The organism is Anoxybacillus ayderensis (assembly GCF_000833605.1).
GTDB lineage: Bacteria > Bacillota > Bacilli > Bacillales > Anoxybacillaceae > Anoxybacillus > Anoxybacillus ayderensis.
Genome location: NZ_JXTG01000016.1, coordinates 22,797 through 48,019, shown reverse-complemented (window position 1 = coordinate 48,019; position 25,223 = coordinate 22,797). Strand labels below are relative to the sequence as shown.

Genomic DNA, 25,223 nt, shown 5'->3' with positions numbered 1-25,223 from the left:
ACGAGCAACAGGCGAAACGACGTTTGGAGTCTTGGATTCATCGGTATTCGTTTTGTCCTTGTTCGGTTGTGCGCGCGATTGCAAAAGCGCTCGTCAAGCGAACAGAAGAAATCGTTTCTTGCATTTTATCCCCTTACTCGAATGGGAAAATGGAAGGAACGAATAACAAGATCAAGCTGATCAAACGTCGGGGATATGGATACAGAAATATCCAGCGTTTTGCATTACGGGTTCGGTTAGAAACGACTAACATACTTTAATGGCAGGTGCAAGTACATCTTTTGGTGATGAACCATTTTTTCTAAACTTTTTCTAGAGTTTTCAAATGTCCACTCTGATATTATCTCTTTTGACTTTTTTGAAGATTTTTCTTTATCATCTATATATATCACATTTTCTATATATTTAGATATTTCATCCACATCAAACGGATTAACTAGATATCCATTTTCCCCATGTACTACTAAATCATTCGCACACCCACAATGTTTAGACACGATTACAGGTAATCCCGCAGCTAGTGCTTCATTAATAACTAACCCCCAGGGTTCCACAATAGAAGGCAATATTACTGCATCTCCTACAAAATAATGCTTAAACACCTCATCTTGATCAGGTAAGAAGCCAGTAATTATCATATTAACATTTAATTCTTCTGCATATCGCCTCAACTCGTCTTCCAATATGCCTCCACCTATAACTAAAAATACCAGATTTTCTTTTTTTAACTTTGCTATAGCATTAATAACTATCCGGACATTTTTTATATCAATTAATCTTCCAGAATATATTAATACCTTATCATTTTGTTTTATTCCTAGTTTTTCTCTATATATCTTTCTATATTTTGCTCTATCTTTGTATAAAACTTCAATTCTTTTTGTATCCACAGTTAAATACTGGTTATATATCCTTTCAATAGGATAAGAGAATAACTCACTAAAATATCGCTTACTTACATTACCATTTCCCATTATAAAACTAGCGTTTTTTATTACAATACTCTTAATAAGTCTCTTCAAAAAACTCTCTCTCTTGTCTAACCTGTATGTACTAATGCCGTCGAAAAGGAGTATAAATGGCTTTTTTAAAATCTTACACAAAATACTAAGGACTATATATGTTGGTTTCTCATATCCACCCAAAATTAATAAGTCATGTGACTTTACTATTTCAACTAATCCCTTATTTAAATACCCGAATTTTTCAAATAATTTATAACTTTCTAAATCTACCTCTCTATATCCAATTGCTTTATTAGTATTCCAATCTCTGTTTTTATTTGGCTTGTCAGTATAATAAACAGTTAATGTCACATCTTTTATTTTACTAAACTCGTTTAATTGTAATGTTCTATATGGTGCCCTTAAATTAGTAACAAAAGCTATATTCATCTATACACCTCTTTGCTCTTGGTAGCTTTATTTATTATTAAATAAGTATTTATCGGACCTAGTATTGAAAATGGCAACAAACAAATAATCGTTCCAAGTACTACGCCAACAGAACCTAAGCCTAATGATTTTGAAAAATACAAAGATAACGGAATATTCAATATAGCTCCAAGTCCTACTGTAAATAGTTGCCCATTAATCTTGTTTACCCCATTTAAAAAATATGCAAATATATTACTCCATATATTAATTACTACATAAATCGCAACTATAATTATTAGATTAGTAGGTGCAACTACCCCATTGCCAATCCATATTTTTAATAAAGGATTTACCAATAATATAAATATAAAAACCCCACTAATTAGCGGAATAAAGAGCAAAATTATCCTTCTCATTATTTTTTTTATCCACTCTATATCTCCCTTACTGTATGCATGTGTAAAAGCCGACCAAAGTGGAACCATTATTGTCCCCGATACTGTTGTGAATATACTAAATAACTTCATAACTAGTTGATAAATTGTTACTTCTTCACTACCTACTGCATGAGTAATGACCATACTATCAGTTGTAAAAATAATTACTGCAGAAATTTCTAAAAGAAAAAATTTTACTCCGTTCCCCATTAAATCTCTTATATATTTTTTTTCAAAAAAACTTATAGCTGGTTTAATCTCTTTATATTGTCCAGAAAAAAGATATATATTTGCGATAAATAAAACTACTAATATAGAAATACTATAAACTAGTCCGAGTACGAAGAAACCCTTAATACCAAGATGTTTTAATATATACAAACTTAAAACATAAATAATATTTGATAAGAAAGTAAAAAGTGAGGGCAAAGTAGAGTGATTAAATGCAAAACAAACAGCGTTTACAGTTGATAAAGTCAATTGCATAAAATAAGAGACGACAACAACTGAAAATAATGCTGTGAATTCTATTTTAGATATATAATTAGCATTAAATAATGTTCTCCAATCAAAAAAACAAGTAAATAACATAAAAATTATTATACAAACAATAGATATTGACGTTATAACAACATAACTAGTAGATACATAAGCTTTTGCATCTTTATAATTATTGGTTGCTAGAGAATGCGATAGTTTATTTCTCAAACCATTTCCCATACCACCATTTAGTAGAGCTAGCCAACTAATTACCGATAATATGGTTAACCATAATCCATAAACTTGTTGTGATCCTGTAAAATCAAAAGCTACTTTTACACTCCAAAAACTTAACAACATTGATAGTATTTTTAAAGCCAATGAATATATTGCATTTTTTTTAACTAACGATGTAAGTGAATCATTTCTATTAATTTTGATCTTTAAAATTTCTAAATTCTTCATAGAACAAACGTACATCCTCAAAATAGTTTTTGTTTTTTATAATCCAATCTTCGTCTTTATCCCACCATTTAAACTCAAGTAGGAATTGACGCTCCTCTTCATTAAAACGATATTTTATTTTTTTTGCTGGAATTCCCACATTAATGCTAAATGGTTCCGTATCTTTCGTTACAATTGCACCAGTTCCAATCACTGAACCATCGGCTATTTTTACCCCCTCCATAATTAATACATTTTGTCCAATCCAAACGTCATTGCCGATAATCACCGATTTTTTTTCATCATTCGCATATTTATGTTCTTGAAATAAATCAATATTAGTATAAGTAAATCCAGCTTGACATTTTGTAGAATAGAATGCAGGATGAGTACTTACAAACTTATTAACTGGATGTTGTCCAAATACAACTCTACTATTTTCACCTATACTACAAAATTTGCCTATAATTGAGTTTGGAAATTTACAGTTGTGAGATAAATACGTACCGTATCCTATAGAAGAATCATTAATTTGACAACCACTATATATAATGTTATTCCCCCCGAAAAATGTTTTGCTGTTAAAGTATACATCATCATGAATAATTATTTTTTTGTTTCTATTTATCCAGTTAAATAGCTTTATTTTTAACTTCCTCTTAAGCTTTTTCATAAACTTCACCTTAAAATTACTTACTTTGTAGCTATTCAGCCCATCGCTAGTTAATTTGATAGAAAGCAACATGAAGAGGGTGTTTTCTTTCCCAGAAAACACCCTGTTTATGTGGAAGGGGAAAATAAATAAATGCGCTTTCCTTCCATAAGTTGTTGAAGAGTATCCTATGCACATTTTTTCTGTTTTTCGAGGGTGGATATTTTGATTTTAGCATTTATAATTATGGAAAATATAATTAACAGACTAAAAATAATAGAAAATACTTACCAATGTATTAGTTTATTATTAGTTTATTAGTCAAACATTCTCTTAACCTTCTCTTCTTTCTCCACCTTCCTCATATCCGCTTCCACCATAATCCGAACTAACTCTTCAAACGGAGTTTTTGTTGGGTTCCAGCCTAACAAAGTTTTTGCCTTTGTTGGATCTCCCAATAATTGGTCTACTTCTGCCGGACGGAAATATTTCGGATCTACTTCAATTAATACACGACCAGTGGCTTTATCAATACCTTTTTCGTTTATACCTTCACCTTGCCACTCAATTTCAATACCTGCATATTTAAATGCCAAAGTCGCAAATTCCCGTACAGAGTGCATCTCTCCTGTAGCTATGACGAAATCCTCAGGAATATCATGCTGCAACATTAACCACATACATTCTACATAATCTTTTGCATATCCCCAGTCACGAAGTGCGTCTAGGTTACCTAAGTATAATTTATCTTGTTTACCTTGAGCAATTCGTGCTGCAGCTAATGTAATTTTACGTGTTACAAATGTTTCACCGCGTCGTTCTGATTCATGGTTAAACAAAATGCCATTGACTGCAAACATACCATACGACTCACGGTAGTTTTTCGTAATCCAATATGCATATAATTTTGCAACACCATACGGAGAACGCGGATAAAATGGTGTTGTTTCCTTTTGAGGAACTTCTTGGACTTTTCCGTATAATTCAGATGTTGATGCTTGATAAATACGTGTTTTCTCTGTTAATCCTAAAATACGTACAGCTTCTAAAATACGTAATGTACCTAACGCATCTACATCTGCTGTGTACTCTGGCATATCAAAAGAGACACGAACGTGTGATTGTGCTGCTAAGTTATAAATTTCATCTGGACGAATTTCACTAATTAAACGGATAACATTTGATGTATCCGTAATATCTCCATAGTGTAAATGAAAATTTTTATTATTTTTTAACGCTTCCGCTTCTTCCGGTGATAAAATATCTTCTAAACGCTCCTGGTTATAGGAAGAGCTGCGACGAATAATGCCATGTACCTCATAACCTTTTTCTAATAAAAATTCAGCTAAAAAAGATCCATCTTGTCCTGTAACCCCTGTAATTAACGCTCGTTTCATTGTATCCTCCAATTGTTTAATTCGTTTTCACTGCTACGTTATCTAAGAACCATTGATATGCTTTTTGCAATCCTTCTTCTAATGAAATGCTTGCTTTCCAGCCTAATGCATTGATTTTTGATACATCCACTAGTTTACGAGGTGTACCGTCTGGTTTTGTTGTATCAAATTTAATCTCGCCTTTATAGCCAACGATGTTTTTAATTTTTTCCGCTAGTTCTTTAATAGAAATATCTTCGCCGACACCAACATTGACAATTTCATTGCCTTCGTAGTTGTTCATTAAAAAGACGCAAGCATCGGCTAAATCGTCAGAGTATAAAAATTCGCGCCTTGGCGTTCCTGTTCCCCATACTTCGACATATGGGGCATTGTTTTCTTTTGCTTCATGGAATTTGCGAATGAGCGCAGGTAGTACGTGTGAAGTATGTAAGTCAAAATTATCGTTTGGACCATATAAATTCGTCGGCATGACGGAAATATATTTCGTACCGTATTGACGGTTGTATGATTGACACATCTTAATGCCGGCAATTTTTGCAATGGCATACGGTTCATTGGTTGGTTCTAATTCGCCTGTTAACAAATATTCCTCTTTTAACGGCTGTGGAGCAAATTTCGGATAAATACATGTACTTCCTAAGAATAACAGCTTTTTTACACCATTGCGATATGCCGCATCAATGACATTTGTTTGAATCATTAAATTGTCACGGATAAAGTCTGCTGGATATTCATTGTTGGCAACAATACCGCCAACTTTCGCTGCGGCAAGAAAGACGTATTCCGGTTTTTCTTCTTCGAAAAATCGGTCTACTTGATTTCTGTCTCTTAAATCTAACTCTTGGCTTGTTTTATAGACAAGATTTGTATAGCCATCCGCCTGCAATTTTCGCAAAATCGCAGAACCGACTAAACCGCGGTGGCCTGCGACATAAATTTTTGCATCTTTGTTCATTTGCTGTTTCCCTCATCTTTCTATTAAAATGCATCTTTTGAACCAAATAAAACAAATACCGTTTTAAAAATAATTTTAACATCTAAAAGAATCGATCGGTTACGAATATATTGTAAATCTAATTCGACCATTTCTTTAAAGCCGACATTGCTTCGGCCACTTACTTGCCATAAGCCTGTACATCCTGGAGTTACAAGGAGACGTTGTTTATCATATTCCGTATATTGCTCAACCTCTCTTGGGAGAGGAGGACGCGGTCCAACGAGACTCATATCCCCTTTTAATACATTCCATAGTTGCGGTAGTTCGTCAATGCTTGTCTTACGAATAAATTTCCCTATTTTCGTGACGCGTGGGTCGTTTTTCATTTTAAACATGGCACCTGACACTTCGTTATACTTCAGTAATTCTTTCAATCTCTTTTCCGCATCGGTCACCATCGAGCGAAATTTGTACATATAAAACTGTTTTCCGTCTTTTCCAACTCGTATTTGTTTAAAAAACACTGGACCTTTTGGGTCTTCTAGCTTTATGAGAACGGCGACAATAAGAAAGAGCCAAGATAACGAAATTAATCCGATCATGGCTCCGATAATGTCCATTGTTCGTTTAGCAATTAAATAACTTTTTTTATCGTTAACAATCACTTGTTGAGTATATCTTTGTTGGGCTTGTATACTAGCAACATTGCCTGATTGCGCCAACTCCCTTCATCCCCCTTTAAACTTTTATTCCTTCACTTTCGCTTCTTGCAATATCTGCTCCATAAACGGAATGAGATGTTGTTTCAACTCTTCATCTTGCATCGCAAACTCAATCGTCGTCTGAATAAACCCAAGCTTCTCCCCTACATCGTAGCGTTTTCCTTCAAACTCATAAGCAAAGACGCGTTGGATTTCGTTTAGCTTTTGAATCGCATCGGTAAGCTGGATTTCGCCGCCGGCGCCGGTTTCTTGTTTGTCTAGGAAGAGAAAAATTTCTGGCGTAAGTATGTACCGACCCATGATGGCTAAGTTCGATGGTGCAGTGCCTGGCGCTGGCTTTTCGACGAATTGTTTCACTTGATAGCGTCGTCCTTTTTTGTCAAGTGGATCGATAATGCCGTATCGATGCGTTTCGTCATCAGCAACTTGTTTGACGCCGATGATCGAGCTATGCGTTTGTTCAAACTCGTTCATGAGCTGTTTTAAACAAGGGGTATCGGCTTGGACGATGTCGTCGCCTAACAGCACCGCAAACGGTTCGTCGCCGATAAATTTGCGGGCGCACCAGACGGCATGGCCAAGTCCTTTCGGTTCTTTTTGGCGAATGTAATGAATATCAACTTTCGATGGCTCTTTTACTTTTTCAAGCAAGTCGTGTTTGTTGTTTTTTAGTAAAGCTTGTTCGAGCTCGAACGCATGGTCGAAATGGTCTTCAATTGCGCGTTTTCCTTTTCCTGTGACGATAATGATGTCTTCAATGCCTGATTCAATCGCTTCTTCGACGATGTATTGAATCGTTGGCTTGTCGACGATCGGAAGCATTTCTTTCGGCATCGCTTTTGTCGCTGGTAAAAATCGTGTGCCGAGTCCGGCGGCTGGAATGATCGCTTTTCGTACCTTCTTCACATAGATCCCTCGCTTCCTAAACTGTACACCCACGTACATGTTATATATGCACAACACATACGTCGATGTACAAAAAAATAGCTCCCGTGGGGAGTTAGTTTGGTAGACGTGTTTTTAAATTTAAAATTTCTTTTTCATGTTCAATCATTTTATCAAATATGACATCGGATCTACGCTGCAAATAAGCAACCGTCACATCCATTGATTTTTTTATGTTTGTCAAATCATTTATGACTAGTGGCTGGTTGTTTTTTGATATGCGTAGCTCTTCGAGAATCTTTTCTTGCGTCCGTTCCATATTTCCGAGTGATTGTTTCATATCGACCATATCGTTTTCTAGCTTGTGTTGGCCTGCTTGTAATTGTGCAACATCTTGTTGTAATGCCTGCTGACCTGCTTGTAACTGTGCGACGTCTTGTTGTAATGCTTGTTGACCTGCTTGCAGTTGTGCGACGTCTTGTTGTAATGCTTGTTGGCCTGCTTGTAACTGTGCGACGTCTTGTTGCAATGCTTGTTGACCTGCTTGCAGTTGTGCGACGTCTTGTTGTAATGCTTGTTGGCCTGCTTGCAACTGTGCGACGTCTTGTTGTAATGCTTGTTGGCCTGCTTGTAACTGTGCGACGTCTTGTTGAATTTGAGCAACTGTGCTCTCTAATGCTCGCTGACCTACTTGTAGCTCTGCTACTTCTTGCTGAATTTGAGCAACACTCGCTTCTAATACTTTTTGACCACGTTGCAACTCTTGTTGTGTTTGTTCAACACGCTCTAATTGTTCATGAATCGGTTGCAGTTCTTCTTTTAACACAGAGCGAAGCAAAGCTTTTAATTCTTGGCTCATTTGTATCCCTCCTTTACCATTTCCCTCATTATAACATGGCAAAAAAGAGACATAAATAAAAAAACAAGGTTAGCATTGGGCATCTAACCCGCCCTCACACCGCACCATTGACGACAGGCGTCTAAGGTGGCAGGACCGTCATCGTCCCCACCCACAGCACGGCCGAGTGCCTCCGTTGATAATGGTAAGGAGACATCACCGAAAAGAAAAGCCGATATCGACAAACATTCGAAATCAGCAATGCACAATTATTCCATGGTATGTATAGGAAACGATGAAACTTAGAAAATACCGAAAAACTTTTTCTTCTTAATTCGCTCTGGTGCATCTTTATACAACGCGTCGTCCGCAACAAGCAGCTGTGCGTTCTCTTGAAACACATAAACAGCTTGCGAGCCGAACTGTTTTTGAATGACATCGTACGCTTCGCGTAAATGAAAGGCGCGCGTTGTTGTGTTATGCGCATCAGATGCGATGAGGTGAGCTAAATTCGCTTCAATCATTTGAAGTGAAAACTTTTTAATATTTTTCCCGAACTTTCCGGCGACGCTTGCGGCAGTGAGCTGTGTTAATGCCCCTTTTTTCACAAGGTCGTATAGCTTGTTCGGATGTTCGATCAGCTCGCTATTTCGTTCAGGATGGGCAATGATCGGAACAAGCCCTTGCAGTTGCATATCGAAAAGAAGCTGCTCCGTATAGCGTGGAACGTGGTTGCTTGGAAGCTCCACAAGCACATACTTCGTTTCCGCAAGCGACAAAATATCGCCATCGTGATAATGATCCATCAGTTCCCCATGAATGCGCACTTCCTGTCCTGGTAAGATAGAGAGGGGAATGTGATGCATTTGCAACGCCTCATTTAACGCATAAACGTGCTCAATAATCGATTGTTTCTCATTTTCAAACGTGCCGTTGCGGTGATGAGGGGTTGCGATGATTGTCGTAATCCCCTCATCAACCGCCGCTTTCGCCATCTCGATGGCGTCATCGAACGTCTTCGCTCCGTCATCGACAGATGGTAAAATGTGACTATGAATATCAATCATGCAAACCCCTCTCTCCCTTTATATCGGCCAAAAATAGGCGGATTTCATCATCTTTCGACAACTAGATTCATGTAATTTATAGTAGCATAGGAAAATAGAAGGAGACAATAGGAATTTTTGTCGAATGTTGTCTATTTGTTACCATAGTAGTAATAATAGCTACTTTCTTTTTGCTTCTTTTGGTTTAATACAACACCTAATAGCTTTCCTTTCGCCGCTAAAAGGAGTTCTTTTGCCTTTTGCGCGGCCTCAATGTCTGTCTTTCCACTATGGACAACAAGAATCGTTCCATCGCATTGGTTCGCTAAAATTTGCGCATCTGTCACCGCTAAAACGGGCGGTGTATCAAAAAGAACAACATTAAACTGATCATACGCTTCCGCTAATAGTTCTTCCATTGTGGCTGAGCCAAGCAACTCAGCTGGGTTTGGCGGAATCGGACCGCTCGTTAACACGAATAAGTTTTCCACATCCGTTTCTTTCACCGCTGTTTGAAGTGTAGCTTGTTTCGTTAATACGTTCGTTAAACCGATGTAGTTATCTTTTCGAAACGTATAATGGACTGTCGGTTTACGTAAGTCGGCATCAATAAGAAGCACTTTTTTTCCTTGTTGGGCAAAAACGACCGCTAAATTGGCAACGGTTGTTGATTTTCCTTCTGCAGGGGCAGAGGAGGTGACCATAATCGAGCGCAATGGACGATCAGCGACAGAAAATTGAATGTTCGTTCGAATCGTCCGATATTGCTCAGAAATTGGCGATTTCGGGTTTGTTTTTGTAATGAGTGAGCGCATCGTCCGCTCAAATACTTGCTTTTTCTTTTTAAGAACCAACCGTCTCACCTCTTACTTGCTTTTTCGCTTGTAACGCTTTTGCTTCTTTTCCTTCTTCATCAATTGTTGTGACAGCTCCTAGCACAGGTAGCTCAAGCAACTTCTCGACGTCCTGTTCGTTTTTAATCGTGTTATCTAAATATTCAAGTAAAAATGCTAAACCGACACCTGTCATCATACCGACAACGAAAGCGATCGCCATATTGAGTAGCGGCTTTGGTTTCACCGGAACAGGTTGCTCTTTCACTTCTGCCCTCGCTAAAATGTTGACGTTATCAACGTTCATAATTTTCACGATCTCACGCTGAAATACGCTTGCAACGGTATTGGCAATATCAGCCGCCATATACGGATCGGGATCTTCGACTGTTACGTTCACGACTTGCGAGTCTTTTTCACTTGTGACGTTAATTTTTGCATTGAGCTCTTCAATCGGCATATTTAAATCGAGTTCTTCTTTGACGATATCTAAAATGGCTGGGCTTTTCATAATGACGTTATACGTATTAATGAGCTGCAAATTCGTTTGAATTTCGCTAATATTGTAAATCGGCTGTTCGCTTTTCGCTTGATTTACGAGTAGTTGCGTCGATGCTTGATAAATTGGCGTCAACACAAAATAGCTAACGATCCCGCTTGTCATCGTTGCGATGACGGTCATTGCAATAATAAGCCAGGCACGTTTGCGCAACGTTTGAAATAGTTCTCGTAAGCTGATCGTCTCTTCCATAACGTCCTCCTATAAAACACATATTTTCGACAAAAACATTCACTAGATTCATTATAACGACAAATAGCTCCTTTCCTCCACCCTTTTTTGTCAAATTGTTTCCACGAAAAAGAAACCGGCAGTTCCACATACTGCCGATTAGTGAATGATTTCTTCGTCTTTTTCTTCTTGCATAATGATTTGTTTTGCTTGTGCAATCATATCATTCATTTCAGCAACCGTATAGTCACTCTCTGGAAGCGGACGTTCATATGCTTGATAATATAAAATTTCCGCTAGCTTTCGTTGTTTTTCGCTCGCCCGTTTCGTTAGCTTTTCTTTTTTTTTAGCTCTTGTTGTAGACGTTCGATATGGTATTTTGCTTCTAACTTACAGCCATATGGGAAATCATCGATACTAAGACGTTCAACGAGACGGTTAATTTCTGCGATTTGTTCATCGGTTGGAGGTTCGTTGACGAGTTGGTCGATAATTTCGTTAATACGTTCAGCAAGTTGTTCATGAAAGTGTGGGTTTGCTTTCATTGTATCATCTAATTCGTTAAACCATGCCGCTTCATTGTATAAATAATGGCGCCATTGTTCCATCAATGTTGCGGCATTGTATTTTGTTTCATCCCAGCCGATGCTTGCCATATATCGTTCAAACACTTTTTTAATCGATAGCGTCATGTTCATCTTCATGCGATGAGGAAGCTGTTTTAACATGTATAAAACCCTCCATATGATTATCGTCAACCGTTAATGTATCATAAAAAAGCGTGTATTGACAAAGTTTTTTTATAACTATACTAACGGTTATAGGAAGGAAGAGAATAAAAAAACGCAAGAGGAAACCTCTTACGTTTTATTCGTCCGTATTGTCAGCATCGTTCATATCCTCTGCATCTTCAACAGCATCTTCTTCATCTGGCACAGCGTCATTTTCATCGTCGCCAGCGCCTTCATTTGTGTCTTCACCTGGTTGCATTTCTTCTTGGTTATTTACCTCGTTGTCTGTATCATCGTTATTGCAGCCCGTTACGACCATAATGGCGATGAATGCGCTAAGCAATTTGAGTAGCCATTTCGTTTTCATCGTTTGTCTCCTTTCTTTCACATTATGTAATCACCTATAACATGCCCAGAAAGGAGACGGTTATGCATTATTTTTCACCGAGCGCAAACATGATTTCTGTTTCGCATACGAGCTCGCCATCAACGGTAGCGACTCCTCTTCCTTTGCCGATTGCGCCTTTAAAACGAATCATTTCGACTTCTAATCGTAATTGATCACCAGGTTTCACTTGCCTTTTAAATCGGCAGTTGTCAATGCCGGTAAAAAATGCGAGACGGCCACGGTTTTCTTCTTTCATTAACATCGCGACCGCCCCGACTTGCGCAAGCGCTTCGACAATTAATACGCCAGGCATGACGGGATAGTCAGGAAAATGACCGACAAAAAATTGTTCGTTTGCGCTCACGTTTTTCATGCCGACGGCGCGTCTTCCTTCTTCGACTTCAATGATGCGATCAACGAGTAAAAACGGATAGCGATGTGGAATAATTTGTTGAATTTGTTGCATATCAAGCATACTTTCTTCCTCCTTTATAAAAAAACGGAAGGATCTCCCTTCCGTATTTGTTTTCAATGTATCATGTTTTCAAGTGGTCTGTCCACTACTGTTTTTCGATTAAATCGATAATATGCTGCCATGTTGCTGGTTTGAGTGCGTCAAATGGCTTGCCGTCGCCGAGTACACCGTAACCGATCATCGCCCCGATCGCCCCGCTTAGCGCTACGAGAACGAGCACAATCACTAGGCGAAGCCAAATCGGAATAAGACGGCGGCGCGGACGGCGAAGCGAGCGTTTCTGTTGTTTTTCCTCCATATCATTTTCCCTCTCTATGAACGAATGCCGTTAATAATCCCCATCATTTGATCCGACAACGTAATCGCACGAGCGTTTAGCTGATATGACCGTTGCGTAATCATGAGCTCGCTCATCTCGGTCGCTAGTTCAACGTTTGATTGTTCTAGGGCGTATTGTTGTAATGAAATGGCGTTGCGATTATTGCCAGCTAAGTTGATTGTTGCGTCTTCCACATTGAGCCCATTTGGAAATGCAAAACGGTTGTCACCGAGCGCCTGCATGAGTTGCGGACGGGTGATATATGATACCCCGATGTTTACCGTCTGCATGATGTCTCCGTTTGGCGCAATGAATTGCATCGTGCCGTTTTGGGTGACTTGAATGTCTTTAAAACCGTCGCGGACAGTAATCGGTTCGTTGTTTTCATCTACAACTGCATAGCCATCTGCCGTCACAAGCATCAATTCATTCGGATTGTTCACCGACGGACTAAGGTAAAAAGCACCGTCGCGCGTATATTGAATCGCACCATCGACAAGGATGCGGAAAAATTGCCCTTCTTTCGTCAATGCAAGATCAAGCGGACGATCTGTTTTTACAATCGAGCCTTGTTTCACTTGCATATAGGTGGACGCGACTTTTGCGCCGACACCGAGGCGGACACCTGCTGGCGTCAGACGAGGCGCTTCGTCTGATTTAGGTGATTGTTGAAACTGTTGGGCGAGCAATTCGCCGAACACCGCATCGCGTTTTTTAAACCCGGTCGTATTGACGTTGGCGATATTATGGCTAATGACGTCTAGTTGTTGTTGTAGTTGGTTCATCGTATTGGCGGCAGTAATCATTGAACGAAGCATCGTCGTCCTCCTATCTTAAGCGGCCGATTTCATTTGCCGCTTTGTCCATACTTTTATCGTATGCTTGTAAAATTTTTTGGTTTGCTTCAAACGCCCGATAAGCCGAAAGCATGTCCGTCATCGCGCGAGAAAGATCGACGTTCGAGCGTTCAATGTATTGTTGGCGAATTGTATACGTTTGTGCAGGTGGGAGTTCTCCTTCTGCCCGGAATAAACCGTTTCCTTCTTTTGCAAGCGTTTGAACATTGTCAGCGTAGGCGATGCGAAGGCGGGCGATTTGTTGGCCATTTTTTGTAATCGTTCCGTCCGTTAATACAGTAAACTGCTCGTCCCCGATGAAAATACGATTACCGCTTTCATCGAGCACGTAAAGACCATCTGTCGTCGTTAAAAATCCGTCTGCATCTATGGTGAAATGACCGTTTCGCGTGTAACGAACGTCGCCTGCTTCATTTTGTACGATAAAAAACGATGTGCCTGTCCCATCAACGATTGCCATATCGGTGTTATTGCCTGTTTCGCGTATATCCCCTTGGGCAAAGTTTGGCACAAGCTCTTGCACGTACACGCCTGTCGATAGCGGACCGATATATGTACGATCACGCCACGTCGGTTTTTTTTCAGTTGGAATCGTCGTTTGTTGAATGCGATGCATCAGCATATCTGGAAAAGCTCGTAATGACGCTTGATCAGCTTTGTAGCCTGGCGTGTTGGCGTTTGCGATATTGTTCGTCATCATTTCAATGCGCCGCTGTTGAGAAAGCATGCCTGAAGCAGCTGTATATAGTCCGCGAAACATAAAACGTCCTCCCCAATCGTTTTTACACTACTTCCATTATAAAAGAAAAGGGGGAAAAAAGCGAATAGGTACCATTTCCCAATGGCACCTACACGAGTTGACGATATGGAGCTTTGTCAATGTTATCAAGCATTAATCCTGTGCCGATCGCGACGCAATCCATCGGATTTTCTGCAATAAAGACAGGCACTTTCAACTCTTGCGCAAGCAGTTGATCGATGCCGTGAAGCAATGCGCCGCCACCTGTTAAGAAAATGCCGCGGTCGATAATGTCTGCCGATAATTCCGGCGGTGTGCGCTCAAGGACGGTTTTTGCCGTTTGGACGATCGTATATACCGTTTCGCGTAGCGCTTTTTCAATCTCTCCAGAACGAATCGTAATCGTTCGTGGCAACCCTGTCACTAAATCGCGTCCGCGAATGTCCATCGCTTCATCGCGCGCGTCTGGAAAGACCGTAGCGATGTTTATTTTAATTTCTTCCGCCGTTCGCTCACCGATTAATAGTTTATATTCTCGTTTAATATAACTTAAAATTTCTTGGTCAAATTTATCGCCCGCTACTTTAATTGATGCGGATGTGACGATGTCACCCATCGATAAAACGGCAACGTCTGTCGTACCGCCACCAATGTCGATAACCATGTTTCCAGAAGGTTGGAAAATATCCATCCCTGCGCCGATCGCTGCCACTTTCGGTTCTTCTTCTAAGTACACTTTTTTGCCACCGCTTTTTTCTGCTGCTTCTTTAATCGCTTTCCGTTCTACAGATGTAATGTTTGTTGGGCAACAAATTAAAATGCGCGGTTTCGCAAACCATCCTTTTAAGTTCAGCTTGCTTAAAAAATGTTTTAACATTGCTTCTGTAATGTCGAAGTCCGCAATGACACCATCTTTTAACGGGCGGATGGCAACAATATGCCCGGGCGTACGTCCGACCATGCGTCGCGCTTCTTCTCCGACCGCTAACACCCGCTTCGTATGCTGGTCAATCGCTACAACAGAAGGTTCGTTTAATACAATGCCTTTTCCTTTGACATAAATCAACACGTTCGCCGTGCCGAGATCGATGCCGATATCTCTTGCTAAAAACATGCATGTTCCTCCTTGCCATTTCTCCTAATAAAATATTTTACCACAACGATGGCGAAAAAAAGAGAATATTTTTGACAAGGGGAACAACAAATTTACGTCGCTTGCTCCGTTTCTTTTTTATACTTTTTCTTCGTCGCTTCTCCTCCACGCAAATGGCGAATGGATTTATGGTAATCTAAAATTTCTTTTACTTCATTCGCTAATTCGGGGTTAATTTCCGGGAGCCGTTCCGTTAAGTCTTTATGCACGGTGCTTTTGGACACACCGAACTCTTTCGCGATGACGCGAACGGTTTTTCTCGTCTCCACGATATACTTGCCAATCTTGATTGTACGCTCTTTGATGTAATCGTGCACACTGCTCGCCCTCCCTAAGTTGGATGTGAGAAGTGTGAAATGAGACGTATAAGGCGTTGATCGCAGTGGCGTTTACTCGTTCATAACAAAGTCGTCAATCTCATCTATTAATCGTTCATCTCACCTCAAACACCCTCGTTGTTCAAGTTTGTAATAGTGTATTAGGGAAGAAGAAAATATATTCCATAAAAAAGCGAACAGATGAGCATTTTGCCCATCTGTTCATGTTCTTGCCATTCCGATCGAAGCATCTGGAACAGTGCTTGACGGATCGCTTTCTTGTTCATTTGTTTTGTTTTGATTTGTTTCTTGTTGTTCCGTTTGTTTTTCTTTCGCTTCTAATGCGCTAAGCGGTTGATCAAAGTAAGCGACCGGGTTAACGGCTTGCCCATCTTTCCGAATTTCAAAATGGACGTGGACGCCTGCTTCTTTATTAAACTCGTTTGTTCCTGCCTTCGCAATCACTTGTCCTTGTTTTACTGTATCACCTGTTTTCACTTGTACGTCTTTTAATGATTGATATACCGTCACGACGCCGCGATCGTGTTGAATATGAACGACGTAACCAAAGAGAGGGTCTTTTTCTGCTTTAACGACCGTCCCGCTTAACGATGCGGTCACATCAAAGCTTTCGCCGTTTTTCATCGCGATGTCGACACCTTTGTTCGGATAATATTCATCATTATAAGAGACGAGAGCAGCTTCTTGTTCTTCGGCTGATGCATTAAAGTCGTAAAACGGTTTTGCAATTTCGACAGCGTTTGGATCAAGGACAGGCATCGCGATTTGTTCAACGGCTTGTTGGACAGGAACAGATTGTTGTTCGTTTACAGCTGTGCCCGGTTTTGTTTCATCAACAGGCGGTTGCACGATATCGTTTGTTTTGCTTTGGAACCAAAGCACACCTGTTAAAATGAGCGCTGCGCTTAACAAATAAATCGAAGGAACAACCCAACGTTTACGGAACAACTTTGAAACTTTTTTGTTTTCTTCTTTCATGTTCATCACCTCAGCAACCATTGTGAACAGAAAGCAGAACATTTATACACGTGAATATAAAAAAAATTTGCCGCTTCAAAATTTTGAAGCGACAAGTGACACATCGTGAATTTGTACCCCACGATAATAATATTGAACGATCTCTTTATACGTTTTTCCTTGCTTTGCTAAAAAGTTCGCCCCGTATTGACTCATCCCAACACCGTGACCGTATCCTTTCGTTGTGATGACAATGTTGTTTCCTTGCCTTGTCCATGTAAAATCCGTTGATTTTAATTGCAGCTTTTCGCGCACTTCCCGTCCGGTCAGCTTTTTTCCGTGAATATCGACAAGGGCGACACGTTTTCCTGGCGTGCGTGCGAGTATTTTGCCGACTGATCCGTCTTTTGGCAATTTGACACCGAGCCGCTGCTCAAATTCGCGAACAGATAACGTCACTTGTTCGTAAAACTTCGGCGACTTTGTATCCCACGGGCTTTCCACGCTCGTTAAGTAAGGAAACGCGTTTTGCCAATACGCTTCTGAATTTTCCGTATAGCCGTTGCTTGTGGAGAAAAATGCCGCTTCAATCGGCTCGTTGTTGTACGTTAAAATTTGCCCGCGCGTCGCCTCGACCGCTTCTTTAATTTTTTTTATTTTCCATTCGTAACTGATTCCCCACATTTCTTTTAATTGCTCGTCGTTATAATACACTTGATGCATGACCGTATCGGTCACGTTCGCTCCTTCAGGCAGTTGGATCGGTTGGTTATGCATGAGCTGTTTCACGATATACGTTCTTGCGGTAAGTGCTTGAGCTTTTAACGCTTCCATTTCAAATTCTGCCGGCATTTCTGCCGCTACAACACCAACGACATATTGTTCAAGCGGAAGCCGTTCGACCTTTTTTTCTTTACTTCGGTATACAGCCACTTCCACCGTTGGTTCATCGCGTGCTTGAACGGGCTTCGGTTCGGCAGGAAGGGGTGTGTTTTGCTTTTCCCCGAACGCTAAAACGACTAATGCAGGAATAAGTAAAATAAGTGTAAATAACGCAACGGTTGCGATCATCCATTGTCGCAAATGCCATCCCCCCTTTATCATTACTAAACTGTATGCAGGAGGACAAGCATATATGCAAAAACGACCATTAGCTTTTCGCAAACGGTCGTTTTTTTACATTATCCCACATCTGTCACTTGCGTTTGTACGATGTCCACATGTTCGCGTACACGTTCAATATCTGCCCCTAAAGCAGCTAATTTTTCATGAAAGCGAACGTAACCGCGATCTAAATGTTTCAGCTCTGTTACGCGCGTGTATCCTTCTGCCGCTAACCCAGCTAAAATAAGCGCTGCAGCAGCACGCAAGTCCGTTGCTGCCACTTCTGCCCCTTGCAAGTTGCACGGACCGTTAATAATGACCGAACGGCCTTCAATTTTCACATCCGCGTTCATGCGACGAAATTCTTCGACGTGCATAAAGCGGTTTTCAAATACCGTTTCTGTCACCATGCTTGTGCCTTCCGCCTTCATAAGCAACGCCATCATTTGCGACTGCATATCGGTCGGAAAGCCGGGATGAGGCATTGTTTTCACGTCAACTGCTTTCAGTTTGTCCGGAGCGATGACGCGCAAGCCGTTGTCTTCTTCAATAATAGTGACACCCATTTCCTCGAGTTTGGCGATCAACGACGTTAAATGTTCTGGCACCGCCCCTTGTACGAGGACGTTTCCGCCCGTAATCGCAGCGGCAATCATAAATGTTCCTGCTTCAATGCGATCAGGAATAACGGTATGCTCTGCACCATATAATGTAGTAACACCTTCAATGCGAATCGTGCCTGTTCCTGCACCGCGCACTTTCGCGCCCATCGCATTTAAAAAGTTCGCTAAGTCAACAATTTCTGGTTCTTTTGCGCAGTTTTCAATAATGGTTGTTCCTTCTGCCAAAACGGCAGCCATCATAATGTTTTCTGTCGCGCCGACACTCGGGAAATCTAAATAAATTTTTGCCCCGCGTAATTTTCCGTTCACTTCAGCGTCAATGAAACCGTTCCCGATTTTCACCGTCGCACCCATCGCTTCAAACCCTTTTAAATGTTGGTCAATTGGTCTTGACCCGATCGCACAGCCACCTGGCAGTGCGACGCGTGCCCGACCTTTGCGGGCAAGCAATGGACCCATCACTAATACAGATGCTCTCATTTTTCGTACATATTCAAATGGAGCTTCAATACTTAGCTCTCCAGATGCATCGACGACAATGTTGTTTTTGCCAACCGTCACGTCTGCTTGTAAGTGACGTAACACTTCACTAATCGTATATACATCGGAGAGTTCAGGTACATCGTAAATGACGCTTTTTCCTTCACTCGCTAACAATGTTGCGGCGATGACAGGCAACACAGCGTTTTTCGCACCTTCCACTTTCACTGTGCCGCTCAACCGCTTCCCGCCGCGGACGATGATTTTTTCCAAGGCATTCCCCTCCGCGTCCAAAGTCTCTATATTAATATTCAGCTGTTATGATTGGGGTGCCAATGACAACGGTCGTTCGCGCGCCCAATCCGTTTTGTCGTAATGCCAGTTGAAGATTCATTTGTTGTTGTCCGACAGAAAGTGACGTCTTCCACTGCTCAGTATATGCTGAGACGGAGACAAATGTCTCTTCACGTAATGATTCAATCGGTTCCGCTTGAAAGGAAGAAAGCAAGCGAACCGCCTTGTCAAACAAAACACCTTTCATCTTACCATCGAATTCCCCTGTAATACAAGTGAAAAATGTAGGTTTTGCGAATAATTTTGTCGTTTGTCGGACGAGCGTGCGTTCGAGTTGTTTATTCCACGTTGAACCGGTTGCTTCATATAAAATAATGACTGCGGGATGATGAGCGACCGTGATGAGTTGAATCGTTTCAACGTAAGCGGAGGTTTCACGTTTGCCGATCATCTTGTGCGGTTCAACTGTCCAATGGAAAGAGGACCATGTTCTCACGTGTTGTTGGATCCAGTTGTGAGGGTCTTTTGTAAGCACTTGCTCTTTGGCGTAGACGTTCCATCGTTTGAGGTGAATATGATGGGCTTCAAATACGCCGAGCATGTCGTTTATTTTCGTTATTTCTCTTTCGACACGTTCATCATCATACATCCGATAACCACTTAATAACAAACAAAAAATAACGAGTGCCAACCATCTTTTTCTCATCTCTTTTCCCTTCCTCTCCTTAGCTTTTATTGTTGCCAGATCGGAAGGGAACATACGTGAAAAAAATCGACAACGCTCGCGCTTAAAGTAAAAATGGCAATTGGCGTGACCAGCGTAAATAATCTAAAAAGAAATTGCTCACTAACGAGCCGATCGCAATCGTAATGAGAATGTAAAAGACGCGCGCTTGAACGATGCGATTCGGTTTAAAAATTACTTCAAGTCGAACAGCTTGTAACGTCCACCACGTCACCGTAATGAAAAATAAATGCGACAATAAACTAATTAACGCTTCTTGTCCGAATGTTTCCATCTTTATCTCTCCTTACATAAAAAAATGGAAGGGTACACCCCTTCCATTATACGTCTTACTGAAGAAAATCGCTAAAATGTTCAAATGGTGCAATCCAATCGTAAGCAAAGTTTGGAAACACCCCTAACAACAACGTACCGATGATACAAATGACAACGACAGCAATGACACCTGGTGGCCATTGTAATCGATCCGCATGTTCGACAGGTCGGAAAAACATTTGGACGAAAATGCCAAAGTAATATACGTACGATATGACGGTCGTGACTACCATAATGGACGCGAGCACATAATGAGCAGGCTCAACGACAAATGCGCCGAGGAAAATGTTCATTTTTCCGATAAATCCCGCTGTCCCCGGAATGCCTGCAAGCGATAGTAAAAAGATCGTCATCGCCACCGCCATAAGCGGCGAGCGTCGATATAAGCCAGCAAATATGCTAATGTCTTCGTCATCGTGATGTTGAGAAACGACTTGCAAAATCGCAAACGCCCCGATCGTCATAAATACGTACGCGAACAAGTAAAACCAAATCGCTTCAAACATAAACATCGATAAGCTTGCGAAAGCAACGAGCACGTATCCTGCGTGTGCGATGCTCGAATACGCTAGCATGCGCTTGACGTTTCGTTGACGAAGGGCAATTGTATTGCCGATGATCATCGTTACCCCTGCTAAAAAGGCGATGTACGGCGCAAGCGTCATAAGCATCGAAGCCGAACTTCCCGTCGGTATTTGAGCAAAGACGGAAACGACGACGCGCAAGACGATAACAAACCCAGCTGTTTTCGAGACGACGCTTAAAAAAGAAACAACAGGGGTCGTCGCTCCTTGATATACGTCAGGTGCCCACATATGAAACGGAGCCGATGCTAATTTAAACGATAACCCGACGAACGTCAGCAAAAAGGCGAGCGATAAAATGTATTGATGGTTTTCATCGTACGTGCTCGCAAGCTGCACGGCAATTTCTTTTATATTCGTCGATCCGGTAAAGCCAAATATGTAGCTCATCCCGAACAACGTAATCGCCGTTGCAATGCCTCCAGTAATGACGTATTTTAACGCTGCTTCATTTGCGAGTGTATGTTTTTTCCGAATGGCGACGAGAATATAAGAAGAAATGGACAATAGCTCAAGCCCGACAAACAATGTAATGAGATCGCCGCTTGATGCCATCATCATTGCGCCGAGAAGCGCTGTTAAAAATAAGTAATAAAATTCGCCACGATAGGCGATGCGCTCTTTTGGTTCATAATGAATCGAAAGCAATAACACGAGCGCACTACCAATCAGCAATAACGCTTTAAATGATTTGGCGAACGAATCTAGGCGGAACGTATCGCCCAAAATGGATGTGACATCACTCGTCCATAAACCGAGTAGCGAGACGAATGAAACGGCGACGCCAACAAAAGCGAATAAGCCAAGCAGTTGCCGATTTCGGTTTTCTGGCATAAATAGGTCGATGAGCGAGAGCGCAACGGCGACGCCGAGAATAATAAATTCCGGCATCATCACGCCCCATTCATAGCTAAGTAATGTTTCAAAATCCATCTCATCAACCCCCTAACCCATTCATCATCGTTTCAATCGTCGTTTGTAGCGGCATCGCCAACACGTTCGGATATACCCCGATGATGATAATAAGCAACAGTAAACTAATCGCTGGAACCCATTCCATCCCACGTAAATCGGGAACGTTTGTCACCGTCGTTTGCCCGAATGTCATGCCGAGGACAGCGCGCAATAAATACACAGCTGTCATAATAATGCCGAGCGTACCGATCGCAGCGAGCAAAGGTTCCGCTTGAAATGCCCCAACGAACGCCATAAACTCGCTAATAAATCCAGACGTCCCTGGCAAACCGAGAGAAGCCATCGCCCCAGCAAGAATAAATCCTGATACGTACGGCATTGTCTTCGCTAACCCACCTAAACGAGCAAGCGTCGTCGTGCGCGTTCTTTCGTACATGACACCGACGAGGAAGAATAAAAACGCAGCGATAAATCCGTGTGACACCGCTTGGAAAATTGCTCCTTGTATTCCTGCCTCAGTGAGCGAACCGAGACCGATTAATACAATGCCCATGTGCGATACGCTCGAATAAGCAAGCACCATTTTAAAATCGGTTTGTCTTAGTGCTAAAAACGCACCGTACAACAAGTTAACAACGCCTAAAACGATGAGCCATGTCGAAAATTGTTGAAATTGCCCGGGAAATAATCCGAACGCAAAACGGACAAGACCGAAAGAACCAATTTTTAACAAAACCCCTGCATGTAGCATAACGACAGATGGTGGCGCTTGTACGTGCACGTGCAACATCCAGCGATGAAGCGGCACGATCGGTAGCTTAACCCCAAATGCAATGAGCAACGCAAGAAACAATCCGTAGCGAAGCTCGTCGGAAATTGGCGAAATCGTTTGTGCCATCGGATCCGTTAATATGTGGCGCAGCTCATCGATATTCGATGTACCCGTGCGCGCAAACAAGACGGCAATGACGATCAATAAAACGGCTGAACCGAGCCCGTTATAAATTAAATAGCTGTATGCCGCTTTTTCTTTTTCGAAATATCCCCATTTTCCGATTAAGAAAAACATCGGAATGAGCGTTAGCTCGAAAAAGATGAAAAAGAGCACAAGGTTGCTTGCGGCAAACACGCCGAGCATACCGATTTCAAGCAATAAAAACAGTTGAAAATATCCTTTCCATTCTTTTTGAATGGACATGGAAGCGATCGCAGCAAGCGTCGCGAGGACGGTCGTTAAAACGATCATAACGAGCGCAAAACCGTCCACATGAAGTTCATATGCGACAGTAAAATCTGTCTCCTTTAAAAACGGAAACTCGCCAAATTGAATCCATGACCGTTTTTCCGCTAATTTGCTTATATCGTAGCCGTTTTGATATTGCCAAAACGCAAATAACGATAAACATAACGATGGCAACGTCGCTAAAACGCCAAGCCATTTCATCGCTTTTTCTTGTTCTTTCGAAAGGAGCGAAAGAACGAGTATGCCTAAAAGCGGGGAGAAAATTAAGAGCGATAAAAAGTATGGCTGCATTATAAATACCCCCCTGTCACCGCAAAAATGACGACGAGAATCGCTAAAGCAACAATCGTCACCGTACCGTACATTTGTACTTGACCGTTTTGTAAACGTGAACCGATTCGTCCGATGCCGCGCGCGGTTGCTGCAAATAGCTGAGCCACTCCTTCGATGAGGAAACGGTCAATATACTCAAACAATAAGCTAACAAATGACGTCGCACGGATGACTGTCAATCCGTAAAACTCATCAATGTAATATTTGTTCATGAGCACATTGTACGTCATTGGAAAACGTGACGATAGCCAGTCGCGAGCAATGGCTCGTTTGCCATATATGAGCCACGCGAGAGCAATTCCGCATAGCGACACAACGGTCGCTACAATCATAATCCAACTCGGACCTTCCATATGTGCATGCCAGTTCGTTCCTTCTGTCAACCACTCGCCTAAAAACGCTCCCCACGGTGTTTGAACGTAACCAGAAACGACGGCCAACGCACCGAGGACGATCATCGGAAATACCATGACCATCGGTGATTCGTGCACATCGTCATTTGCTGTCCGCGCTTCTCCCGCAAACACGAGGAAAAATAAGCGGAACATATAAAACGCTGTGAAAAAGGCAGCGATAACAGCGACAACAAATAAACCGACATGCCCGTGCGTCCACGCTGCAATTAAAATTTCATCTTTGCTGAAAAAGCCTGAGAAAAACGGAAATCCGCTAATGGCTAACGTTCCGATAAGAAAGAGCGGAGCGGTCCATTTCATTTTTTTCCATAACCCGCCCATTTGCTCAATGTTTTGCGTATGCACCGCATGAATGACACTACCTGCCGCTAAGAAAAGAAGCGCTTTAAAAAAGGCGTGTGTCATTAAGTGAAAGACGCCTGCCACGTACCCAGCAGAGCCGAGCGCTAACATCATGTAACCGAGCTGGCTAACAGTCGAATAGGCAAGCACGCGTTTAATGTCCGTTTGCACTAAGCCGATTGACGCTGCAAAAATGGCGGTAAACCCTCCGACGTAAGCAACGGTCGTCATCGCCACTTCACTTGCTTCATAAAGCGGAAACAGCGTCGCAACTAAATATACCCCAGCAGCGACCATCGTTGCCGCATGAATTAATGCCGATACAGGCGTCGGACCTTCCATCGCATCTGGAAGCCACGTATGAAGCGGAAATTGACCTGATTTTCCGATCGCACCGATAAAAATGAGAATGGCGCTTAACGTCATGATTGTCGTTGAAACATCCCCTTGTTGTAACGCAGCAAAAATAGTCTCGTATTCGAAACTTTTTACTTCAAGGAACAATAAAATCATGCCGATCAATAAGCCAACGTCCCCGATGCGCGTCATAATAAACGCTTTTTTCGCCGCAGCTTTCGCTTCTTCTTTGTAAAAATAAAATCCAATGAGTAAAAACGAACCGAGACCGACAAGTTCCCAAAAAATATACGTTTGCAGTAAATTTGGTGATACGACGAGCCCGAGCATCGCAAATGTAAACAAACCTAAGTAGGCGTAAAATACCGGGAAGCGCTCATCACCGTGCATATATCCTTTCGCATACGTATGTACGAGAAAACTAACAAGCGATACAACGACGAGCATGAGGGCATTTAATGCGTTTACTTCAAAGCCGACAGTCAAATGTACATCCCCAATTGTCAACCATGTGTATGCTTGTTTATATGTTGGCTCCGTCCAGCGCTCGTACAACGTCCCGAGGGCGAAGACGAGCGAAAGAAGCGTCAACAACATTCCGACATACGCGCTTCGTTCTTTTAACTGCTTGCCAACAACAAGCAGCACAATAAACGAGACGAACGGAAAAAGCGGTATGAGCCATGCGTTTTCCATCATCGTTCAATCATCCCCTTTTTCAGGTGCATTTATATG

Annotated in this window: 28 protein-coding genes; 1 reads left to right on the top strand and 27 read right to left on the bottom strand. The window is 41.6% G+C overall.

Going from position 1 to position 25,223, the window contains the following annotated elements:
* On the top strand, positions 1 to 260 hold a 260-nt coding region (locus tag JV16_RS15325), incomplete at its 5' end, for a transposase (RefSeq protein ID WP_042536424.1).
* Here the strand turns inward: JV16_RS15325 and JV16_RS11935 are convergent.
* From JV16_RS11935 to nuoL, 27 genes are all read right to left on the bottom strand, one after another.
* Positions 237 to 1,394, bottom strand: coding sequence for a glycosyltransferase family 4 protein (locus JV16_RS11935; RefSeq protein WP_042536000.1), 1,158 nt, complete (start codon positions 1,392 to 1,394; stop codon positions 237 to 239). The two genes, JV16_RS15325 and JV16_RS11935, sit on opposite strands and share 24 nt — an antisense overlap.
* On the bottom strand, positions 1,391 to 2,758 hold the full coding sequence (locus tag JV16_RS11930) for a lipopolysaccharide biosynthesis protein (protein ID WP_004577791.1): 1,368 nt from the start codon (positions 2,756 to 2,758) through the stop codon (positions 1,391 to 1,393). The genes JV16_RS11935 and JV16_RS11930 overlap by 4 nt, the downstream gene beginning before the upstream one ends.
* The gene (locus JV16_RS11925; RefSeq protein ID WP_004577792.1) at positions 2,724 to 3,410 is read right to left on the bottom strand and encodes a CatB-related O-acetyltransferase; all 687 of its coding nucleotides are present in this window, start codon (positions 3,408 to 3,410) and stop codon (positions 2,724 to 2,726) included. Before JV16_RS11925 ends, JV16_RS11930 begins: the two co-directional genes overlap by 35 nt.
* Before the next feature lie 296 nt (positions 3,411 to 3,706).
* The gene (gene gmd, locus JV16_RS11920) at positions 3,707 to 4,786 is read right to left on the bottom strand and encodes a GDP-mannose 4,6-dehydratase (protein WP_042535997.1); all 1,080 of its coding nucleotides are present in this window, start codon (positions 4,784 to 4,786) and stop codon (positions 3,707 to 3,709) included.
* A gap of 16 nt (positions 4,787 to 4,802) precedes the next feature.
* Positions 4,803 to 5,744, bottom strand: coding sequence for a GDP-L-fucose synthase (fcl, locus tag JV16_RS11915; RefSeq protein ID WP_042535995.1), 942 nt, complete (start codon positions 5,742 to 5,744; stop codon positions 4,803 to 4,805).
* A 23-nt stretch (positions 5,745 to 5,767) separates the two neighbouring features.
* Positions 5,768 to 6,448 (bottom strand): sugar transferase, encoded by a 681-nt coding sequence (locus JV16_RS11910; protein WP_042535993.1) that lies wholly within the window; start codon positions 6,446 to 6,448, stop codon positions 5,768 to 5,770.
* Positions 6,449 to 6,472: 24 nt separating this feature from the next.
* Positions 6,473 to 7,354, bottom strand: a complete 882-nt coding sequence (gene galU, locus JV16_RS11905) for a UTP--glucose-1-phosphate uridylyltransferase GalU (RefSeq protein ID WP_042535991.1) — start codon at positions 7,352 to 7,354, stop codon at positions 6,473 to 6,475.
* 94 nt (positions 7,355 to 7,448) lie between these two features.
* The gene (locus JV16_RS11900) at positions 7,449 to 8,192 is read right to left on the bottom strand and encodes a hypothetical protein (RefSeq protein ID WP_042535989.1); all 744 of its coding nucleotides are present in this window, start codon (positions 8,190 to 8,192) and stop codon (positions 7,449 to 7,451) included.
* Between the two features lie 281 nt (positions 8,193 to 8,473).
* Positions 8,474 to 9,238, bottom strand: a complete 765-nt coding sequence (locus tag JV16_RS11895) for a tyrosine-protein phosphatase (protein ID WP_042535987.1) — start codon at positions 9,236 to 9,238, stop codon at positions 8,474 to 8,476.
* 131 nt (positions 9,239 to 9,369) lie between these two features.
* Complete coding sequence (locus tag JV16_RS11890) at positions 9,370 to 10,032, bottom strand: CpsD/CapB family tyrosine-protein kinase (protein WP_042536006.1); 663 nt, start codon at positions 10,030 to 10,032, stop codon at positions 9,370 to 9,372.
* A 28-nt stretch (positions 10,033 to 10,060) separates the two neighbouring features.
* Positions 10,061 to 10,801, bottom strand: a complete 741-nt coding sequence (locus JV16_RS11885) for a YveK family protein (protein WP_042535985.1) — start codon at positions 10,799 to 10,801, stop codon at positions 10,061 to 10,063.
* A gap of 308 nt (positions 10,802 to 11,109) precedes the next feature.
* Positions 11,110 to 11,508 (bottom strand): hypothetical protein, encoded by a 399-nt coding sequence (locus JV16_RS11880; protein WP_042535983.1) that lies wholly within the window; start codon positions 11,506 to 11,508, stop codon positions 11,110 to 11,112.
* 139 nt (positions 11,509 to 11,647) lie between these two features.
* A complete protein-coding gene (locus JV16_RS11875) occupies positions 11,648 to 11,878 on the bottom strand; it encodes a hypothetical protein (protein ID WP_042535981.1) in 231 nt (76 codons plus the stop codon).
* Positions 11,879 to 11,945: 67 nt separating this feature from the next.
* Positions 11,946 to 12,374 carry a 3-hydroxyacyl-ACP dehydratase FabZ gene (gene fabZ, locus JV16_RS11870; protein WP_042535979.1) on the bottom strand — a complete coding sequence of 143 codons (429 nt, stop codon included), beginning with the start codon at positions 12,372 to 12,374 and terminating at the stop codon, positions 11,946 to 11,948.
* An 85-nt stretch (positions 12,375 to 12,459) separates the two neighbouring features.
* Positions 12,460 to 12,672, bottom strand: coding sequence for a DNA-directed RNA polymerase subunit beta (locus JV16_RS11865; RefSeq protein ID WP_042535977.1), 213 nt, complete (start codon positions 12,670 to 12,672; stop codon positions 12,460 to 12,462).
* Positions 12,673 to 12,686: 14 nt separating this feature from the next.
* Positions 12,687 to 13,511, bottom strand: coding sequence for a flagellar hook-basal body protein (locus tag JV16_RS11860; RefSeq protein ID WP_042535975.1), 825 nt, complete (start codon positions 13,509 to 13,511; stop codon positions 12,687 to 12,689).
* A gap of 10 nt (positions 13,512 to 13,521) precedes the next feature.
* Positions 13,522 to 14,310, bottom strand: a complete 789-nt coding sequence (gene flgF, locus JV16_RS11855; RefSeq protein WP_042535973.1) for a flagellar basal-body rod protein FlgF — start codon at positions 14,308 to 14,310, stop codon at positions 13,522 to 13,524.
* Between the two features lie 88 nt (positions 14,311 to 14,398).
* Positions 14,399 to 15,403 (bottom strand): rod shape-determining protein, encoded by a 1,005-nt coding sequence (gene mreB, locus JV16_RS11850; RefSeq protein ID WP_021095074.1) that lies wholly within the window; start codon positions 15,401 to 15,403, stop codon positions 14,399 to 14,401.
* Between the two features lie 92 nt (positions 15,404 to 15,495).
* The gene (gene spoIIID / locus JV16_RS11845; protein ID WP_003396966.1) at positions 15,496 to 15,759 is read right to left on the bottom strand and encodes a sporulation transcriptional regulator SpoIIID; all 264 of its coding nucleotides are present in this window, start codon (positions 15,757 to 15,759) and stop codon (positions 15,496 to 15,498) included.
* Between the two features lie 222 nt (positions 15,760 to 15,981).
* Positions 15,982 to 16,758: a stage II sporulation protein SpoIIQ gene (locus JV16_RS11840; protein WP_021095073.1), complete on the bottom strand. Its 777-nt coding sequence runs from the start codon at positions 16,756 to 16,758 to the stop codon at positions 15,982 to 15,984.
* A gap of 75 nt (positions 16,759 to 16,833) precedes the next feature.
* On the bottom strand, positions 16,834 to 17,820 hold the full coding sequence (spoIID, locus tag JV16_RS11835; protein ID WP_021095072.1) for a stage II sporulation protein D: 987 nt from the start codon (positions 17,818 to 17,820) through the stop codon (positions 16,834 to 16,836).
* Between the two features lie 98 nt (positions 17,821 to 17,918).
* The gene (murA, locus tag JV16_RS11830; protein WP_021095071.1) at positions 17,919 to 19,217 is read right to left on the bottom strand and encodes a UDP-N-acetylglucosamine 1-carboxyvinyltransferase; all 1,299 of its coding nucleotides are present in this window, start codon (positions 19,215 to 19,217) and stop codon (positions 17,919 to 17,921) included.
* A 31-nt stretch (positions 19,218 to 19,248) separates the two neighbouring features.
* Positions 19,249 to 19,944, bottom strand: coding sequence for a YwmB family TATA-box binding protein (locus JV16_RS11825; protein WP_021095070.1), 696 nt, complete (start codon positions 19,942 to 19,944; stop codon positions 19,249 to 19,251).
* A gap of 82 nt (positions 19,945 to 20,026) precedes the next feature.
* On the bottom strand, positions 20,027 to 20,257 hold the full coding sequence (locus JV16_RS11820; protein ID WP_021095069.1) for a DUF1146 family protein: 231 nt from the start codon (positions 20,255 to 20,257) through the stop codon (positions 20,027 to 20,029).
* Positions 20,258 to 20,312: 55 nt separating this feature from the next.
* Positions 20,313 to 21,815, bottom strand: coding sequence for an NADH-quinone oxidoreductase subunit NuoN (nuoN, locus tag JV16_RS11815; protein WP_042535971.1), 1,503 nt, complete (start codon positions 21,813 to 21,815; stop codon positions 20,313 to 20,315).
* Between the two features lie 4 nt (positions 21,816 to 21,819).
* On the bottom strand, positions 21,820 to 23,331 hold the full coding sequence (locus JV16_RS11810; protein WP_042535969.1) for an NADH-quinone oxidoreductase subunit M: 1,512 nt from the start codon (positions 23,329 to 23,331) through the stop codon (positions 21,820 to 21,822).
* Positions 23,331 to 25,187 carry an NADH-quinone oxidoreductase subunit L gene (gene nuoL, locus JV16_RS11805; RefSeq protein WP_021095066.1) on the bottom strand — a complete coding sequence of 619 codons (1,857 nt, stop codon included), beginning with the start codon at positions 25,185 to 25,187 and terminating at the stop codon, positions 23,331 to 23,333. The genes JV16_RS11810 and nuoL overlap by 1 nt, the downstream gene beginning before the upstream one ends.
* Positions 25,188 to 25,223 lie beyond the last annotated feature (36 nt).

Excerpts from the sequence above, each read along its gene's own strand:
- JV16_RS11935 (WP_042536000.1), bottom strand. The coding sequence starts at position 1,394 with ATGAATATAGCTTTTGTTACTAATTTAAGGGCACCATATAGAACATTA.
- JV16_RS11930 (WP_004577791.1), bottom strand. The coding sequence starts at position 2,758 with ATGAAGAATTTAGAAATTTTAAAGATCAAAATTAATAGAAATGATTCA.
- JV16_RS11925 (WP_004577792.1), bottom strand. The coding sequence starts at position 3,410 with ATGAAAAAGCTTAAGAGGAAGTTAAAAATAAAGCTATTTAACTGGATA.
- gmd (WP_042535997.1), bottom strand. The coding sequence starts at position 4,786 with ATGAAACGAGCGTTAATTACAGGGGTTACAGGACAAGATGGATCTTTT.
- fcl (WP_042535995.1), bottom strand. The coding sequence starts at position 5,744 with ATGAACAAAGATGCAAAAATTTATGTCGCAGGCCACCGCGGTTTAGTC.
- JV16_RS11900 (WP_042535989.1), bottom strand. The coding sequence starts at position 8,192 with ATGAGCCAAGAATTAAAAGCTTTGCTTCGCTCTGTGTTAAAAGAAGAA.
- JV16_RS11895 (WP_042535987.1), bottom strand. The coding sequence starts at position 9,238 with ATGATTGATATTCATAGTCACATTTTACCATCTGTCGATGACGGAGCG.
- JV16_RS11890 (WP_042536006.1), bottom strand. The coding sequence starts at position 10,032 with ATGCGCTCACTCATTACAAAAACAAACCCGAAATCGCCAATTTCTGAG.
- JV16_RS11885 (WP_042535985.1), bottom strand. The coding sequence starts at position 10,801 with ATGGAAGAGACGATCAGCTTACGAGAACTATTTCAAACGTTGCGCAAA.
- JV16_RS11880 (WP_042535983.1), bottom strand. The coding sequence starts at position 11,508 with ATGTTAAAACAGCTTCCTCATCGCATGAAGATGAACATGACGCTATCG.
- JV16_RS11875 (WP_042535981.1), bottom strand. The coding sequence starts at position 11,878 with ATGAAAACGAAATGGCTACTCAAATTGCTTAGCGCATTCATCGCCATT.
- fabZ (WP_042535979.1), bottom strand. The coding sequence starts at position 12,374 with ATGCTTGATATGCAACAAATTCAACAAATTATTCCACATCGCTATCCG.
- JV16_RS11865 (WP_042535977.1), bottom strand. The coding sequence starts at position 12,672 with ATGGAGGAAAAACAACAGAAACGCTCGCTTCGCCGTCCGCGCCGCCGT.
- JV16_RS11860 (WP_042535975.1), bottom strand. The coding sequence starts at position 13,511 with ATGCTTCGTTCAATGATTACTGCCGCCAATACGATGAACCAACTACAA.
- flgF (WP_042535973.1), bottom strand. The coding sequence starts at position 14,310 with ATGTTTCGCGGACTATATACAGCTGCTTCAGGCATGCTTTCTCAACAG.
- mreB (WP_021095074.1), bottom strand. The coding sequence starts at position 15,403 with ATGTTTTTAGCAAGAGATATCGGCATCGATCTCGGCACGGCGAACGTG.
- JV16_RS11840 (WP_021095073.1), bottom strand. The coding sequence starts at position 16,758 with ATGAAAGAAGAAAACAAAAAAGTTTCAAAGTTGTTCCGTAAACGTTGG.
- JV16_RS11825 (WP_021095070.1), bottom strand. The coding sequence starts at position 19,944 with ATGAGAAAAAGATGGTTGGCACTCGTTATTTTTTGTTTGTTATTAAGT.
- JV16_RS11820 (WP_021095069.1), bottom strand. The coding sequence starts at position 20,257 with ATGGAAACATTCGGACAAGAAGCGTTAATTAGTTTATTGTCGCATTTA.
- nuoN (WP_042535971.1), bottom strand. The coding sequence starts at position 21,815 with ATGGATTTTGAAACATTACTTAGCTATGAATGGGGCGTGATGATGCCG.
- JV16_RS11810 (WP_042535969.1), bottom strand. The coding sequence starts at position 23,331 with ATGCAGCCATACTTTTTATCGCTCTTAATTTTCTCCCCGCTTTTAGGC.
- nuoL (WP_021095066.1), bottom strand. The coding sequence starts at position 25,187 with ATGATGGAAAACGCATGGCTCATACCGCTTTTTCCGTTCGTCTCGTTT.